Annotated in this window: 14 protein-coding genes and 1 riboswitch; of the genes, 5 read left to right on the top strand and 9 right to left on the bottom strand. The window is 68.1% G+C overall.

Features of this window, described 5'->3' with window-relative positions; genetic code table 11:
- Positions 1 to 185: 185 nt before the first annotated feature.
- The 8 genes from ACWF4Z_RS12745 to ACWF4Z_RS12710 all read right to left on the bottom strand — a co-directional run bounded on the left by ACWF4Z_RS12745 (position 186) and on the right by ACWF4Z_RS12710 (position 11,112).
- The gene (locus ACWF4Z_RS12745; protein ID WP_452243150.1) at positions 186 to 1,622 is read right to left on the bottom strand and encodes an aminopeptidase P family protein; all 1,437 of its coding nucleotides are present in this window, start codon (positions 1,620 to 1,622) and stop codon (positions 186 to 188) included.
- Between the two features lie 76 nt (positions 1,623 to 1,698).
- Positions 1,699 to 3,873: an MMPL family transporter gene (locus ACWF4Z_RS12740; protein WP_452243149.1), complete on the bottom strand. Its 2,175-nt coding sequence runs from the start codon at positions 3,871 to 3,873 to the stop codon at positions 1,699 to 1,701.
- 81 nt (positions 3,874 to 3,954) lie between these two features.
- A complete protein-coding gene (locus ACWF4Z_RS12735) occupies positions 3,955 to 4,641 on the bottom strand; it encodes a response regulator (RefSeq protein WP_452243148.1) in 687 nt (228 codons plus the stop codon).
- Positions 4,544 to 5,815, bottom strand: a complete 1,272-nt coding sequence (locus ACWF4Z_RS12730; RefSeq protein ID WP_452243147.1) for a sensor histidine kinase — start codon at positions 5,813 to 5,815, stop codon at positions 4,544 to 4,546. The genes ACWF4Z_RS12735 and ACWF4Z_RS12730 overlap by 98 nt, the downstream gene beginning before the upstream one ends.
- 76 nt (positions 5,816 to 5,891) lie before the next feature.
- Positions 5,892 to 7,331 carry an FGGY family carbohydrate kinase gene (locus ACWF4Z_RS12725; RefSeq protein ID WP_452243146.1) on the bottom strand — a complete coding sequence of 480 codons (1,440 nt, stop codon included), beginning with the start codon at positions 7,329 to 7,331 and terminating at the stop codon, positions 5,892 to 5,894.
- Complete coding sequence (locus ACWF4Z_RS12720; protein WP_452243145.1) at positions 7,318 to 8,724, bottom strand: alpha,alpha-trehalose-phosphate synthase (UDP-forming); 1,407 nt, start codon at positions 8,722 to 8,724, stop codon at positions 7,318 to 7,320. The genes ACWF4Z_RS12725 and ACWF4Z_RS12720 overlap by 14 nt, the downstream gene beginning before the upstream one ends.
- Positions 8,717 to 9,718, bottom strand: coding sequence for a Gfo/Idh/MocA family protein (locus ACWF4Z_RS12715; RefSeq protein WP_452243144.1), 1,002 nt, complete (start codon positions 9,716 to 9,718; stop codon positions 8,717 to 8,719). The genes ACWF4Z_RS12720 and ACWF4Z_RS12715 overlap by 8 nt, the downstream gene beginning before the upstream one ends.
- On the bottom strand, positions 9,709 to 11,112 hold the full coding sequence (locus ACWF4Z_RS12710) for an amidase (protein WP_452243143.1): 1,404 nt from the start codon (positions 11,110 to 11,112) through the stop codon (positions 9,709 to 9,711). Before ACWF4Z_RS12710 ends, ACWF4Z_RS12715 begins: the two co-directional genes overlap by 10 nt.
- A gap of 147 nt (positions 11,113 to 11,259) precedes the next feature.
- On the opposite strand from ACWF4Z_RS12710, the gene ACWF4Z_RS12705 reads away from it, so the two are divergent.
- From ACWF4Z_RS12705 to otsB, 3 genes are all read left to right on the top strand, one after another.
- The gene (locus ACWF4Z_RS12705) at positions 11,260 to 11,568 is read left to right on the top strand and encodes a DUF3263 domain-containing protein (RefSeq protein ID WP_452243142.1); all 309 of its coding nucleotides are present in this window, start codon (positions 11,260 to 11,262) and stop codon (positions 11,566 to 11,568) included.
- 80 nt (positions 11,569 to 11,648) lie between these two features.
- Entirely contained in the window at positions 11,649 to 12,224 is a 576-nt protein-coding gene (locus ACWF4Z_RS12700) for a LytR C-terminal domain-containing protein (RefSeq protein WP_452243141.1), read from the top strand.
- Entirely contained in the window at positions 12,221 to 13,054 is an 834-nt protein-coding gene (gene otsB, locus ACWF4Z_RS12695) for a trehalose-phosphatase (RefSeq protein ID WP_452243140.1), read from the top strand. The genes ACWF4Z_RS12700 and otsB overlap by 4 nt, the downstream gene beginning before the upstream one ends.
- Here otsB and ACWF4Z_RS12690 read toward each other — a convergent pair.
- On the bottom strand, positions 13,020 to 13,337 hold the full coding sequence (locus ACWF4Z_RS12690) for a hypothetical protein (RefSeq protein ID WP_452243139.1): 318 nt from the start codon (positions 13,335 to 13,337) through the stop codon (positions 13,020 to 13,022). The two genes, otsB and ACWF4Z_RS12690, sit on opposite strands and share 35 nt — an antisense overlap.
- Positions 13,338 to 13,591: 254 nt before the next feature.
- Here ACWF4Z_RS12690 and ACWF4Z_RS12685 point away from each other — a divergent pair, with 254 nt between their 5' ends.
- Complete coding sequence (locus ACWF4Z_RS12685; RefSeq protein ID WP_452243138.1) at positions 13,592 to 14,752, top strand: Fic family protein; 1,161 nt, start codon at positions 13,592 to 13,594, stop codon at positions 14,750 to 14,752.
- Positions 14,753 to 14,877: 125 nt separating this feature from the next.
- On the top strand, positions 14,878 to 15,729 hold the full coding sequence (locus ACWF4Z_RS12680; protein WP_452243137.1) for a DNA-3-methyladenine glycosylase family protein: 852 nt from the start codon (positions 14,878 to 14,880) through the stop codon (positions 15,727 to 15,729).
- Between the two features lie 293 nt (positions 15,730 to 16,022).
- A riboswitch (SAM riboswitch) is annotated at positions 16,023 to 16,160 on the top strand.

Here is a 16,160-nt window from a genome sequence, read left to right as displayed (position 1 = left end):
ATCCACCGGCCGGCCCGTCCCCCTTCCCTGCCCACGAATCCCGCCATCCGGACGAACCCGGCCGTATGCCGAGATCGGCGCCGGGTGCCGGGATCGAGTCGTGGATCAGGGTCGGCGACACGCGCCAAACAGCGCCAAAATCCACGACTCGAGCCACCCGACCCGCCAGCGGCGCTGCGGGGCGGTTAGGAGGCCATCCAGGATTGGAGGGCTTCGGGGGTTCGGGGCATGGCTTCGGAGAGGTTTTCGGCGCCGGTTTCGGTGATGAGGATGTCGTCCTCGATGCGGATGCCGATGCCTCGGAGGTCTTCGGGGACGGTGAGGTCGTCGGGTTGGAAGTAGAGGCCGGGCTCGACGGTGAGGACGTAGCCGGTCTTCAACGGGCCTTGGCGGTAGATCTCGGTGCGAGCCTGGGCGCAGTCGTGGACGTCCAGGCCGAGCATGTGGCTGACGCCGTGGAGGGTGTAGCGCTGGTAGAGCATGCTTTCCGGGTCCAGCGCCTCCTCGGCGGAGACCGGTAGGAGGTCCATCGCGTCCAGGCCGCGGACCAGAACCTCGATTGCGGCGAAGTGTGCGGTCCGGAAGGTCACGCCAGGCTTCAGGGAAGCGATGCCGGCGTTCTGGGCGTCGAGGACCAGCTGGTACAGCTCGCGTTGGCGGGGTGTGAACTCGCCGCTCACCGGCAGCGTGCGCGTGATGTCCGCGGTGTAGAGCTGACGGTTTTCCACACCCATGTCGAGCAGCATCAGGGTGCCGTCGACGACCGGGCCGTCGTTCTCGATCCAGTGCAGCGTGGTCGCGTGCGGTCCGGCCGCGGCGATCGAGCTGTAGCCGACGTCGTTGCCCTCGGCCCGGGCCCGGCGCCAGAACGTGCCCTCGATCCAGCGTTCGCCGTACTGGCGAACCTTGTCCATCTCCGCGATGACGTCGGAGAACCCGCGGTGCGTGATCGCGACCGCGTCCCGCAACTGCTCGAGCTCGAAGGCATCCTTGACCAACCGCAGCTCGGACAGCGTCGCGGCCAGCTCTTGGTCCTTCTGGTCGTCGGTCTTCGCGCCACTGAGCAGTGACGCGATCGACACGTCCTCGTCGCGTCGTACCCGGGTCTGGACGTCGCCCTTCAGCGCGTCGGCGAGCCGGTCGATGTGCCGGGTCTCGATGCCGAACTCCTTGGACGTCTCGGCCAGGGACGGACGCCGGCCGGACCAGAGCTCGCCGTACGTCCGGTCGCGCCAGAACTCCTCGCCCGCGGAACGGTCGGAGCGTGGCCGGAAGTACAGGACCGGGTCGTGGCCGCTGGTCCCGTTCGGCTCGAGCACCAGGACGGCGTCGGAGGTCTGGTTGCCGGTGAGCCAGACGTAGTCCGTGTGGGGCCGGAACACGAAATCTGTGTCGTACGAGCGGACCTTGTAGGTACCGGCCGGGATGACGAGACGCTCACCGGGGAACGCCTGCGACAGCGCGTCGCGCCGCTTCGCCGCCCATACCCCGACGTCGCTCAGCGTCACGTCCGCTCGCTCCGAGTCGCCCCACCCCGAGTTCATGAACTCCCGAAGCTTCGGGCTCGGCTCGGTGTCGTGCGTCGACGTCTTCGGCGTGCTGCTCTCGGTCGTCTCAGTCATCCTCGACCAGTCCTCATTTCCCACGTATTCCACCGGATGTGCGTCTCCCAGTATCGCTCCTGTCGGCCTGGCGCGGTTAGTGGACCAGTTCGGGTTCGCGGGGGGTGGTGAGGGTACGGCGGAGGGACTCGCCTTCGATGTCGATGTTCGGGAGGAGGCGGTCCAGCCAGCGTGGGAGGTACCACGCGTGCCGGCCGAGGAGGGCCATCACGGCGGGGACGATCGTCATCCGGACCACAAAGGCATCGATGAGTACGGCGAGTGCGAGCCCGAAGCCCATCTCCCGGATCAGCGTCTCGCCGGAGAGGATGAAGCCCGAGAAGACCGCTGTCATGATCACCGCGGCTGCGGTCACCACCCTGGCCCCGTGGGAGAAACCGCCGACGACGGCGGCGCGCGGTTCGTCACCGTGCACGAACTGCTCGCGCATCCGGGTGACCAGGAAGATCTGGTAGTCCATCGCCAGCCCGAACACCACCCCGATCAGGAAGATCGGCAGCATGCTGATCACCGGACCGGTCTGCCCCTCGATCCCGAACAGCCCGGCCAGCCAACCCCACTGGAACACCGCGACCAGCGCACCGAAGGTCGCCGCAACCGTGAGCAGGAAGCCGAGCGTCGCCTTGAGTGGTACCAGCAGCGAGCGGAACACGAGCATCAGCAGCAGGAACGCGAGCCCGACCACCAACGCCAGATAAGGCGCGAGCGCGTCTCTGAGCTTGTCCGACATGTCGATGCTGACCGCGGTGGAACCAGTCACCGACACCTCGCTACCGCCGCTGGTCGGCAACGACCGGATCGCCTGGACAAGGTCGCCGGTCTGCGCCGAGCTGGGCCCACTGGACGGAATGACCGTCAGCAATGCCGTGTTTCCGGCCGGGTTGAACCGCGGCGGGGCCACTAGGGTCACGTCAGGCAGACCACGTACGGCGGTCGCTGTCGCAGTGGCGGCGGCCTGTGGATCCGCGGACGCACCCGCGTCGACGACCACCATCAGCGGACCGTTGAATCCCGGCCCGAAGCCTTCGGTCAGCAGGTCGTACGCCTTGCGCTGAGTGGAGTCGGGAGCGGCCGTGCTGTCGTCGGGCAGACCCAGTCGGAGATCGGTCGCCGGCAATGCCAGCGCGCCGAGACCGATGACCGCAACCAGCAAGACCGCCACCGGTCGGCGGGTGACGAACTGTCCCCAGCGGCGCCCTGCGGTGATTCGCCCGGTCTGCTCCGGGTCGCCCGACCGCAATCCCGGGATCCGACCGCCGACGACTCGGCGCCCGGCGAATCCGAGCAGCGCCGGCAACAGCGTGAGCGCGATCGCCACCGCGATGACGACCGTGAACGCGGCCGCGAGCCCCATCTGGGTCAGGAACGGGATGTCGACCACGAACAGCCCGGCCAGCGCGATCACCACGGTCAGCCCCGCGAACACCACCGCGGACCCCGCCGTCCCGACCGCCCGTCCCACGGCCTCAGCAGGCTCGAGCCCGTTACTCAGCTCATGCCGGTAGCGGGACATGATGAACAGGGCATAGTCCACCGAGACGGCCAGCCCGATCATCAGCGCGAGAATCGGCGTCCCGGACCCGATCTCGATGAACCCCGTCGCCGCCGTGATCGCGGTCACCCCGATCCCGATCCCGATGATTGCCGAGAGCAACGGTAGGCCGGCCGCGATCAACGATCCGAACGTGATCAGCAGGACCACGGCGGCGACGCCGAGACCGATGACTTCGGTCAGCGGCTGCTGGCCCTGGGCTTGCAACGCGTCACCGCCGGACTCGACCGTCAGCCCGGCCGCGCGAGCCGGAGCGAGCGCGGCCTCGACGGCATCCTTCGCTTCCGGGGTGACGTCGGTCGCACCAACCTGGTAGGTCACCTGCGCGTATCCGGTCCGGCCGTCCGGCGAGACCGCCTTGGCGGTGAAGGGATCGAGAACGCTCGCAACCTGCGGCGCGGCGGCGATCCGATCCAGGGTCGCCTTCACCTGTGGCGAGTCGGCGAGTTTCTGCCCCTCGGGAGCCTGGAAGACGATTCGAGCGGTGGCGTCGTCGGCACCTGCCTGCGGGAAACGTTCCTGCAGGAGGTCCGCCGCGCGCTGCGACTCGGTGCCGGGGATCGAGAAGCCGTTCGAGGTCTGACCGGACAACGTGACCGCCCCGACCGCGCCGGCGGCCAAGAGGCCGAGCCAGATGAACACCACAAGCCGGCGCCGTCGGAACGCGAACCGGCCGAGCCGATACAGGTAGATAGCCATGCAGCAGATGCTTCCGACCCGGCTCTGTCGCTGGCGTCGCCTGATCGCGGACATCTGCCCGTACTGCGCACGCCGTACGGGCTACTGCGTTTGCGGTACGACGGTGCCCGGCCGGACCAGCCCGGTCTGGTAAGCGAGCACAACCAGCTGCGCGCGGTCACGACAGTTGAGCTTCACCATGGCCCGGTTGACGTGAGTCTTCGCGGTGGATGGCGAAAGGACGAGTCGTACGGCGATCTCCTCGTTCGACAAGCCCAATGCGACCAGACCGACGATCTCGCGCTCGCGTTCGGTCAGTACGTCGAGAACGGACGGGCCGATGGCCTGGCCTGCCTGTGGTTCGGTCAGGAAGCGGTTCATCAGGCCGCGAACCGCCTTGGGCGACAGCAGCGCGTCGCCGCGCGCGACCACCCGGATCGCGTCGATCAGCTCGTCCGGTTCGACGCTCTTGCCGAGGAAGCCGCTCGCCCCGGCCCGGATCGCGTCGAAGACGTACTCGTCCACCTCGAAGGTCGTCAGGATCAGGACCTTGACCCCGGCGAGCGCCTCGTCGGCCGTGATCAGCCGGGTCGCCGCGAGGCCGTCGACCTCCGGCATTCGGATGTCCATCAGGACGACGTCGGCCCGCTCGGTCCGGGCCCGTTCGACCGCCTCGCGGCCGTTCGACGCCTCAGCGACGACTTCCAGATCCGGCGCCGAGCTCACCAATACACGGAAACCGCTGCGAATCAGCGTCTGGTCGTCGGCCAGCAGCACCCGGATCGTCACTCACCACTCCCGTCTCCAGAGGAAGAACTGCATGTACGCCGAACCCGCCGCCGGGCTCTGGTCCGGTCGAGAGCTCGCCGCCGACGGCCGCGACCCGTTCGCGCATCCCGACGAGACCATGGCCGGTATTGCCGGCGCTGTTGTGATTCAGACCGCCCGTGGCGCCGGTGTCGGTGACGTCGATCGTGAGCGTTCCTCGGCGCCGCACCAGGCGGACGTCCGCAGCGGCGCCCGGTGCGTGTTTGAGCACGTTGGTAAGCGACTCCTGCACGATCCGGTAGGCAGTCAGCTCAATGACCTCTGGCAGCTCACCGATGGCGTCCGGCGCGGCCCAGTCGACCTTGACGCCCGCCGCGGTGAACGATGCGATCAGCGCGCCCAACTCCTGCAGTGACGGCGTCGGTGCGGTCGGCAGCGGCGAGCCGGAACGCCGGAGCACGCCGAGCAGCACTGTGAGCTCCTGCAAGACCGTGCGTCCGCCGGACCGGACCAGGGCCAGGGCACGCTCCGCCTCGTCCGGTTGATCGCGCAAGACGTGCGCTGCGACACCGGCCTGGACGTTCATGAGAGCGATGTGGTGCGCGATCACGTCGTGCAGCTCGTGCGCGATCCGCAGCCGCTCCTCGATCACGCGCCGCTGCGCTTCCTCGTCCCGCGACTGCTCGGCGCGGACGGCCCGTTCCTCCAGCTCGCGCAGATACGCCCGCCGGTACCTGGTCGCCTCGCCGATCGCGGCCCCGAACAGCACGACCACGCCGTTGAAAAGGCTCGCGAGCAGCTCACCGTTGGTGAAGACGGCGGCCGCGACCACGGTATTGGCGACCACCAGGATGATCGCGACGGTGCGCGTCCGGCGATCGGTGCGCATCACGACCGTGTACGCCGCACAAGCCATGAAGAGCCCGATCGGGCTCTTGACCTGCTGGGTGATCGCGAACGCGACCCCGGCGGCCGTGGTGATCCCGAGCGCGAGCAGCGGGGCCTTCCGCCGGAACAGCATCCCGATGGCCGCATTGATGCACAGCGCGATGCCCGTGACGGTCGGCCCGACGTGATCATGCTGTCGCTTGCCTAGCAGGATCAGATTGAGCAGAAGGATGAACCCGGCCAGGGCGCACTCCGACAGCGCCGGCGGCACTCGTAGGCCCCGGTACCACCGCGACAGCGCACCCATGTCCTCACAGTACGTGTTCGGATCGACAGTCGCGTCGTCCTGCGGCCGTATCCTCGCCGTACTGCGAATGCGGTACCTAAATCGTCGACGCCTGTACGGCGAGCGCACGCATCGCCTCGTAGCGCGGCCGAAGCGCTGCAACCGCGTCGACCTCGGACTGAACCGGGATGAGGTGCTCACCACCCGGGTCGGGTGAAAGGCCGAGGGCCACGGCCGCAGCGCCGCGCGCGCCGACTTCGGCCTCCGCACAGACCGTGGTCGGGCGTGCGAACGTCGCAGTGAGGCAGCGGCGCCACCACTCGGATGCATCGATGCCGCCACCACCCAGTACGACGTCCAGCTGCCGCCCGAACAATCCATCGAGCATTCGCAGCCCGCGATCGACCTCCAGCGAGGCACCCTGCAGCGATGCGGCCAGGAGGTCCGCTGCGGTGTCGTCGAAGGAGAGGCCGAAGTACACCCCGGATCCGCTCGGCACAGTCGCCGGAGGCCTGGTCCCGGCCATGAACGGGACTGCAATCACCCGCGAGGACCCGATCGGTACGTCGCCGGGCGCGCCGGACTCCAGTTGCAGTACGCCGGTCAGCCACGAGTGCAGGTTGCCCGCGGCCGAGAACGCCATCCCGGTCACGGCCCGCTTGTCGTCGACCCGATAGCGCCACAACTCCCACGGCAGCTCGGGTGCATTGTCGATCGGATGCACCACGCGTACGGCGGCCGACGTACCAACCGTCACCGCTGCGGTCCCCGAGTCGTATCCGCCCGTCCCGACGTTCGACGCGGCGCCGTCGCCGGTCGGCGGATGCACAGGTACACCGACGAGGCCGGGCCAGCGGCGTCCGTACTCGGCGGACAGTGTGCCGGTCCACCCGGTCGGGACGATCTGTGGCAGTTGGTCGGCCTTGACTCCCGCGATTTGCAGCGCCTCTTCGTCGTACAGGCCGCTGGCCAGGTCGAGCGTCCCGGTGCCGGAGGCGATCGACACCGAAGTGACGCGCTCGCCGGTCAGTCGCTCGAGCACGAGGTCGGGCAGTCCCGCGAAGCCGGCCGGCGAGCCTGTGGACAGCAGCCACGGGATCCGCCGCGTCCAGTAGAGCCGGTGCAGCCACGTGCCGGTCCGGGCGTGGAAAGCCTTCTCGTCGAACGACGGGTGCAGGCCGAGATCCACCGACCGGGTGTCCGCCCAGGTGATCACGGGGGTCTGGGCGTGACCGTTGTTGTCGAGGGCAACGATCGAGTGCCACTGCGATGACAGCACGATCGCGCCGATCTCGTCCAGGTGACCGTTCTGCTGCAGCTCGTCGAGGCAGCCGAGCAGGCCCTCGACGTACTCGTGCAGATCCAAGGTCGCGGAGCCGGCGGATCCGTACGTGGGGGTGATCTTGTGCCGGGCGAGCGCGCCGGCGATCGGCGCGGCGGTGTCGGCGGACAACACCAGTCCGCGCGACGACGACGTACCTAGATCGAGGGCGAGAATCCGGCCCCCGTTGGTGATGGCGCCCTCAGTCTTCGTCATGCAGGGCCTTCAGGAAGCTCATCGCCCACACGTTCACGTCGTGCGCGGCGAGGTGCTTGCGCATCGCCTTCATCCGGCGGCCGAGCTGGCGTTCGTCGGTGTTCATCGCGTCGACGATCGTGTCCTTCATGCCGTTGATGTCGTGCGGGTTCACCAGGAACGCCTGCCGGAACTCGTCCGCGGCGCCGGCGAACTCACTCAGCACGAGCGCGCCGGTGTCGTCGTACCGGGTGGCGACGTACTCCTTGGCGACCAGGTTCATCCCGTCGCGCAGTGGGGTCACGACCGCGACGTCCGCGGCTCGCAGCAGCGCGGCCATCTCGGTGCGCGAGTACGTCGTGTGCAGGTAGTTGATCGCCGGCGTACCGATCCGGCCGTGCTCGCCGTTGATCCGGCCGACCAGCAGCTCGATCTCGTCGCGGAGCACGCGGTACTGCTCGACGCGCTCCCGCGACGGTGTGGCGACCTGGATGAACACAGCGTCGTCGACCGAGACACGTCCCTCGTCGAGGAGCTCACCGAACGCGCGGAGCCGCTGGCGGATGCCCTTGGTGTAGTCGAGCCTGTCCACGCCCAGCAGGATGTGCGCCGGGTTGCCGACCTCCTGGCGCATCTCGGCGGCGCGGGCGATGGTCTCCGGCTGGCGGGCCAGGTCCTCCAGCTCGCTGACGTCGATGGAGATCGGGAACGCCTTGGCCCGGACGATCCGGTCGTCGGGCAGGTGGATGCGGTCGCCGCGCGTCCGCAGGCCCATCCGGTTGCGGGCCAGGCGGGCGAAGTTCGACGCGGCACCAGGTCGTTGGAACCCGACGAGGTCCGCGCCCATCAGCCCGTCCAGAATCTGCCGGCGCCACGGCATCTGCGCGAACAACTCGGTCGGCGGGAACGGAATGTGCAGGAAGAACCCGATGCGTACGTCGGGACGCAGCCGGCGCAGCATCGCCGGGACCAGCTGCAGTTGGTAGTCGTGCACCCAGACGTCCGCGTTGTCGTCGGCAGCCTCCGCGGCGGCCTCGGCGAACCGTCGGTTCACCGCGACGTACGACTCCCACCACTCACGGTGGAACTCCGGTGCGACGATCACGTCGTGGTACAGCGGCCAGAGCGTCGCGTTGGAGAAGCCCTCGTAGTACAGCTGCACGTCCTCGGCCGTCAGCATCACCGGGACCAGGTGCATGCCCTCGTTGTCGAACGGGTCGACCTTCTCGTCGGCGCTACCGGTCCAGCCGATCCAGGCGCCGTGGTGCCGCTGCATCACCGGCGCGAGTGCGGTGACCAGTCCGCCCGGACTGCGGCGCCACGCCGTACTGCCGTCGGGCATCTCGATCCGGTCGACCGGGAGCCGGTTGGCCACCACTACGAAGGCACTGCGTCCGTCAGACATGTCATCCACTCAGATCGTCGTCGTCACCGGGGTAGCGCACCCCGATCTGGCTCCGGGTCTCGTCGAGCAGTTCGAGTATGTCGAGCGTGCCGGCGTGAGGCAGAGCCGGGACCTCGATCAGGTCGTTGCGCAACGCACGCATCACCTCGGCCGCTTCGTAGTGGTACCCACGGCCATGCGTCGGTACGTCGATCCGCTCACTGCCTGTAGCCGTGGTGCGCGTGTAGAAATCGGGGTGGTGGAAGCGGTGTGGCAGCTGCAGACTGCCGTCGGGACCGCTGACCGACGCGACCCACGGACTCTGCGACTTCAGGCCGCAGGTGAGCGCGGCAACCGCGCCGGAGTCGTAGCGCCAGGCCATGGCGACGTTCAGATCGACGCCGTCCTCGTTGAGCGAGCCGACGGCCTTCACCTCGGCCGGACGGCCCAGCGCCAGGTAGGCGAGCGTCATCGGGTAGATGCCGCCGTCCATCAACGAGCCGCCGCCGAGAGCGGGGTCGAGCAGGCGGGCAGGCAGTGAGGGCTTGTGGAAGGCGAAGTCCGCGACCACTTGCTGCGGCTCGCCGATCACCCCGCTCTCGAGGTCTTTGAAGAACGCCTGGATGACCGGGTTGGTCCGCATCCACATCGCCTCGGCGAACAGCGTTTTGTGGTCGGTGGCGACCGCGATCAGGTCACGGGCCTGCTTGGCGGTGAGCGTGACCGGCTTCTCGCAGAGGACCGCGATCCCGGCCTGCAGCGCCGTACGGGCGATCGGGTAGTGCTGGGTGTGCGGCGTACCGATGTAGATCACGTCGACGGTGCCGGCGTCGATCAGCCGGCGGTAGTCGTCGTACGCGTTCTCGATGCCGAACTCGGCGGCGAACCGGTCCGCGCTGTCCTGGGAGCGGGAGGCGACCGCCGTGACGACGGCATCGTCGGCGAGTAGACCCAGGTCCTGCGTGAACTGGGTCGAGATGTTGCCGGTAGCAACGATGCCCCATCTGACGCGATCTAGACCCACTGGGTGAACTCCGGGCTCGGGAACGGTCCGTCAGCCTTGATTCTCGCGGTTTCGAAGGCATGAGCCAAGCGAATGAGCGTGGCGTCACTCCGCGCCGTGCCGCTGAAGGTGATCCCGACCGGCAGTCCGGCGACCAAACCGGACGGCACCGAGATCAGCGGATAGCCGGCCAGTGCGGCGTGCGACGACGAGCCGCCGAGGACGTGGTCGCCGTTGACGAGGTCGATGGCCCACGCCGGCGAGTACGACGGACTGACCAGTGCGTCGAGCTGGTTGTCCTGCAGCATGTTGTCGATGCCGTCACGGCCGGCCCGCATCGCGGTCAGCCTGGCGGCGACGTACACCGGTGAACTCAGGCCCTCAGTCGCTGCGGCTCGCTCGAACAGCTCCTGGCCGAACCATTGCAGCTCGGTGTCGGCGTGCTCCCGGTTGAATGCGATCAGGTCGTCCAGCGTCTTGGGGCCGCCGGGTGCACGGGTGGCCAGGTACGCCGCCATGTCGACCTTGAGCTCGTGAGACAGCACGTGGAGCTGGTCTTCGTCACCACCAGGGGTCGGAAGCGACAGGTGGTCGACCAGGGTGGCTCCGCACCGGCTGAGTATCTCCAGCGCCTGTTCAGTGACCTTGTCGAGGCCCAGCGAGTAGCCCCAGAGCGGGCCGCGCGGTACGCCGATCCGGATGTTGCTGAGGTCCGCACCGCGGCAGTGCTCGGTGTAGTCGGTACTGCCGCCGGTCATGGCCGTGAGCAGTGCTGCGGTCTGGGTGACGGTCTTCGTCATCGGACCGGCCGTGTCTTGTGAGTGGGAGATCGGGACGATGCCCTGCTGCGGAATGAGACCCACTGTGGGCTTCAGACCGACGATTCCGTTCAGAGCGGCCGGGCAGACGATCGAGCCGTTGGTCTCGGTGCCGATGGCGTAGTCCGCGAGCCCTGAGGCGACCGCGACGCCGGATCCGCTCGAGGAACCACCAGGGGAGCGGTTCAAGGCATACGGGTTGCGCGTGAGACCGCCGTACGCGCTCCAGCCGGAGGAGGACGACGAACCGCGGAAGTTGGCCCACTCGCTCAGGTTGGTCTTGCCCAGGACGATGCAGCCCGCCTCGCGGAGCCGCCGTACCAGAGGTGCGTCGTCCAGCGGCGGTGGCTGCTCGGCCAGCGCCAGCGAACCGGCGGTGGTCGCGAGGCCGGCGGTGTCGATGTTGTCCTTGATCAGGACCGGTACGCCGTGCAGCGGGCCACGGACCCGCCCGTCGTCACGCTCTGTGTCGAGTTGGGCGGCTTCGGTGAGAGCGGCGGGATTGGGCGTGCAGACGGAGTTGACCAGCACGTCCACCTCACGCCCCCTGGCCTGCAGCTCTTCCACCAGCGCCACACTGGAGGAGGTTGAGCTCACCTCCTGATCCTGTCATGGTTGAGCGCGATCCGTTGCCCGCTCAACGACACGGACCGTGTCGGGGTGCGGTGAATGACATCGGTGTTGTTCAGCACGTAGAGTGGAGCGCGGACGGACGATCACCGACCGCACAGGAGTCACCAGCAGATGGACAGCGCCAACGCCAGCTCTTCCGGCCCAGCCGAAGCTGCGCAGCCGGCCGTTGCCGGACTCTCTGAGAGGGATGCGGCGATCCTCGCGTTTGAGCGGCACTGGTGGAAGTACGCCGGTGCCAAGGAGCAGGCGATCCGGGACCAGTTCCAGATGTCGGCCACGCGGTACTACCAGGTTCTGAACGCTCTGATCGACCGGCCCGAGGCGCTCGCCCACGACCCGCTGCTGACCAAGCGGCTGCGCCGACTGCGCGCCGCCCGCCAGCGCGCCCGCTCCGCACGCCGGCTGGGCATCGAGGTCTGATCTTGATCCGCCTCAGGGCGAGTACTACGTTCCCGCGCCCGAAGGACGATCGGGGACAGGTTCTTTCGTCCCTCGTTGCCGTGGCGGCGGTTGTCGCGATCGTCGTCGGTCTGCTGGTGCTCTTCGGTACCAGAGGGCACAACAGCGAGGCGCAGGAGCCGGCGGGCGCGAAGAAACCGGCGTCGGGACCGTCGACCATCGCGGCGAGCGTGCCGAGGCCGTCGAAAGTTAGTACGGCGCCGCCCAGCACGCAGCCGAGTGAGCCGACCCAGCCGCCGGAGACGGCCCAGCCGACTCAGACCACTCAGCCGCCTCAGACCACTCAGCCGACGCAGCCGCCGGCGACTGTACCGCCGCCTGGGCCGACGACGATTCCGCCGGCTGAGCGACCGGCGGCCGAGATCTACAACAACACTCCGCGCAAGGGCCTGGCTGCCTCGGTTGCGGTGCGCGCGCGGCAGGCCGGCTGGGTGGTGGCCGGTGCGGACGTCTGGCGCGGCAAGGTCGTCGAGAGCACGGTCTACTACCCGCCGGGCATGCTCGATGCCGCCAACCAGCTCGCCCATGACCTCGGTGTCGGGCGGACCAAGGGCGCGCTGGACAACATGAAGAAGGATCGCCTGACCGTGATCCTGACCTCGGACTACCCCGGATGAGTACTCCGACCATCCAGACCGAGCCCGGCCGCGACGGCTGGGAAGCCATCGTCGGTGAACCGGCCACCGCAGTCATCGCCACCGACTTCGACGGCACCCTCTCACCCCTGGTTGAGGACCCGGCTCGGGCTCGGCCGGCCGAGGGTGCGCTGGACGCACTGGCCCGGCTGGCGCGTTCGGTTCGACAGGTCGCGATCGTCACTGGACGTCCCGCGCTGGTCGCGACCGAGCTCACCGGTGTGACTGGTCACCCGGGGCTCGGGAGTCTCGTCGTACTGGGGCACTACGGTCTGGAGCAGTGGGACGCGTCGACAGGGACGATCACGAGCGACGCCGTGCCTCCTGGTGTTGCTGCCGCGCGTGATCGGCTGCCTGGGCTGCTGGCCGAGGTTGGGCTGCCGGATGCGTTCGTGGAGGACAAAGAGAGCTCGCTCGCGGTCCACACCCGTCGGCTGGCCGATCCGGCCGGTGCGCTGGAAAGACTGCGTACGCCGCTCACTGCGCTGGCTGAATCGTCTGAGCTGCGCCTGGAGCCCGGCAACCTGGTCCTGGAGCTCAGACCACCAGGCATCGACAAGGGCGTCGCACTGCGTCGGCTGCTCGACTCAACCGGTGCAAAGTCGATCCTGTACGCCGGTGACGACCTGGGCGACCTGGCTGCGTTCCGGGCGGTCGAAGAGCATCGCAAGACCGGACTCCGCGCCGTACTGGTCGCTACTCGCTCGTCCAACGCCACTGAGCTGATCCAAGCCGCCGACATCGTCGTCGACGACCCGGACGGCGTGGTGACTGTCCTCACGGCCCTTTCGGACGCGATCGCAGCCCGCTGAACGCCTGCGTCACCGTCTTGCCGATGGGCCGAATCGGCCGCTCCACGTAGCCACCTTCCTTGAGGTCGGCCAACCGCTCGAAGAAGTTACGCGACGCCGGATCCCCGGTCAGCACGAACGAGACCACCACGGCAACGACGTACAACGGGAGCATCGGCAAGCCGATCAAGCAGAAGTACTGCCACGAGTGCCGCTCCTCATGCCGCACCAGGGCCGCATTGTCGAAGTACGCCCGCGGGTGCTTGCTGAGCACGACGTTCCCGATCGTAAAAGCCCCCGCCACCGGAAACCGCAACTTGTACCCGTTCCCGAACACCAGCCCCCGAGGCCCCCGACTGAACTCCACCCGCCCAACCGCCCCCACCAAAACCCCCACCACAGTGCTCAAATTAAGAAAATTCCCCACCACCTTCACCCACTGCCACCCACTCATACATCTCAGTATCAGCTCAGCCGGCACCTCTTGTCCCAATGTCGTAATTCTTAGGACATGCGGCTAAGATGTCCTAAGAATTAAGACATCAGGACAGTGGGGTCATGACGATTTACAGCACGCCGGAGCCGGATCCCGAGGATCAGCAGGTCCTCGGGCAGATCTATGCGCTCCGTGCCGAACTCACCGACATCCTGCGCGTGCCTCGGAGCTGGGCCGGCGGACTGCGGCGGAGCATGTTGGCTCGGGCGATCCAGGGCTCCAACAGCATCGAGGGGTACGACGTGAACCTCGACGACGCTGCGGCCGCCTTGGACGACGAAGAAGCGCTCAGTGCCGACGAGCTCACGTTCGCCGAGATCCGGGGGTATCGGCAGGCGCTCGGATATGTGCTGGCGATGGCGCAGGATGCGGACTTCCGGCTGGATGTGTCCGCTGTTCGTGGCATGCACTTCATGATGCTCAGCCACGACCTGTCGAAGAGTCCGGGCAGCTACCGTCAGGGCGCCGTCTACGTGCACGACGAGACTACTGGAGTGAACGTCTACGAAGGTCCGCCGGCCGAGAAAGTCCCTGACCTTGTCGGGGAGCTGATGGATCGCCTCGCCGGTGATGCGGCGGACCCGCTCGTGCGTGCGGCGATGGCACACCTCAATCTCGTGATGATCCACCCGTTCCGCGACGGAAACGGCCGGATGGCGCGAGCGCTGCAGACGTTGGTCCTGTCCCGGGGCGGCATCGGCGAGCCGGCGTTCTCCAGTATCGAGGAATGGCTGGGGAGCAACACCGAGGACTACTACCGGGTGCTGGCTGCGACCGGCGCTGGAGCATGGCATCCGGACCGGTCGGCGGCTCTGTGGGTCAAGTTCAACCTGCGCGCACACCACATCCAGGCGCAGACCGTCCGCAGGCGGTATCGCGAGGCCGGGAAGCTGTGGTTGGCGTTCGACGAGTTGATCGAGAAGCACGGCCTGGCCGAACGTGTCGCCGACGAGCTCTTCGACGCGTCGCTCGGCTTCAGGATGCGGCGTTCGACGTACGTGCGCCGGGCCGGGATCGAGGAGCGGACTGCAACCCGCGATCTGACCAGGCTCACCGAGCTTGGGCTGCTGAGAGCTGTCGGCGAGACCAAGGGGCGGCACTACGTGATGGGTGAGCGTCTCGCGGAGGTCGTGCAGAACACCCTCTCCGTCCGAGATCCACTGGTCGATCCGTATCCGTGGATGCGTGAGCGGCTGGCCGGAGTGCCTACCGTCCTCGGGTAGTTGTCGGCGGGGTGCGTAACACTGGGCGGGTGAGTTCGGTGGTGCGGGTTTGGCGGGCTGGGCGGGTGGTGGATCCGCATTCGGTGATTGGGGGGTTGCGGAAGGGGCCCGGGGACCCGGCGTATGTGTTTGATGCTGGGCGGCGGACGGTGTGGCGGGCTACTCGGACGCCCGAAGGGCCGGTGTTGTTGCGGCTGACGCCGTACGCGGGAGCTGTTGAGGCCGAGGCTTGGGGTGCGGGGGCGGAGTGGGCGCTCGACGGGGTGCCGGAGTTGTTGGGGGACAAGGACAGTTGGGAAGGGTTCGAGCCGTTGCCGGAGCATCGGGCGTTGGTGGATGCGGCGCGGCGGTTCCCTGATGTGCGGGTGCCGCGGACGCGGGCGGTGTTCGAGGCGATGGCCGCTGCGGGGATCGAGCAGGTCGTCACCGGCAAGGAGGCGTTCCGGGGCTGGCGGGTGCTGCTGCGCGAGTACGGCGAACCCGCGCCGGGCCCAGGTGGTCCCGAGGGACGCGCGATGATGGTGCCGCCGGCGCCGGAGGACTGGCGGTTGATTCCGTCGTGGCAGTGGTTGCGGGCTGGTGTCGAGGGCCGTCGTTCGCGCGTGGTTGTGACGGCGGCGACGCGGGCGAAGGCGTTGGAGCGGACGCTGGAGTTGAGCGATTCGGCCGAGATCGAGCGCCGGCTGCGGTCGCTGCCTGGTGTTGGAGTGTGGACCGCCGCGGAGGTGAGGCAGCGGGCGCATGGTGACGCGGATGCGTTCTCGTTCGCGGACTATCACGTCTCGCGCGACGTCTCGTACGCGCTGATCGGCGAGGAGCTCGACGACGAGGGCTGCGCCGAGCTGATCGAGCCGTACCGCGGTCACCGCTTCCGCGTCCAACGCCTGCTGGACATGGCCGGCATCCACCACCCACGCCACGGCCCCCGCAAGTCCCTCCCCACCCACACCCCCGGCGCCACCCACCGGCTCCGCTGACCCCCAGCACCCCTGGCCCTCCGGCAACGCTGATTTGCCTGGCTGACCCACCAATTTGCTTGGTAGACCCATGAGTTCGGGGGTTCCATACCCGTGATGTGGGTGTGGAACCTCCGACTTGGTGGGTCTGCCAGGCAAATCCCCGGGACGGGACGGGGAGCGGACGGGAACGGACGGGGTCTGGGGTTGGTGGGGGTTTGAGGGTGGCGCCGAGGTGGGTGACGGTGAGATCGGCTGTCTCGGATGGTGGGAACGCGGGACACAATGTGGACCCGATTGGGTAATCTCGGGGGAGCTCATCCAGAGGGACTGAGGGAAACGGCCCGTTGACGTCCCGGCAACCCTCCCCGTTGAGGACCCGGTCCCGGGTCGCTCGCGGCGGAACGGTGCCAAATCCGTCCCGTCCGAGATCCGGCCGGGGAAGATGAGGA

Source organism: Kribbella sp. NPDC055071 (assembly GCF_053608045.1).
The sequence above is the reverse complement of the archived record's forward strand: the minus strand, read 5'-3'. Positions and strand labels throughout refer to the sequence as shown.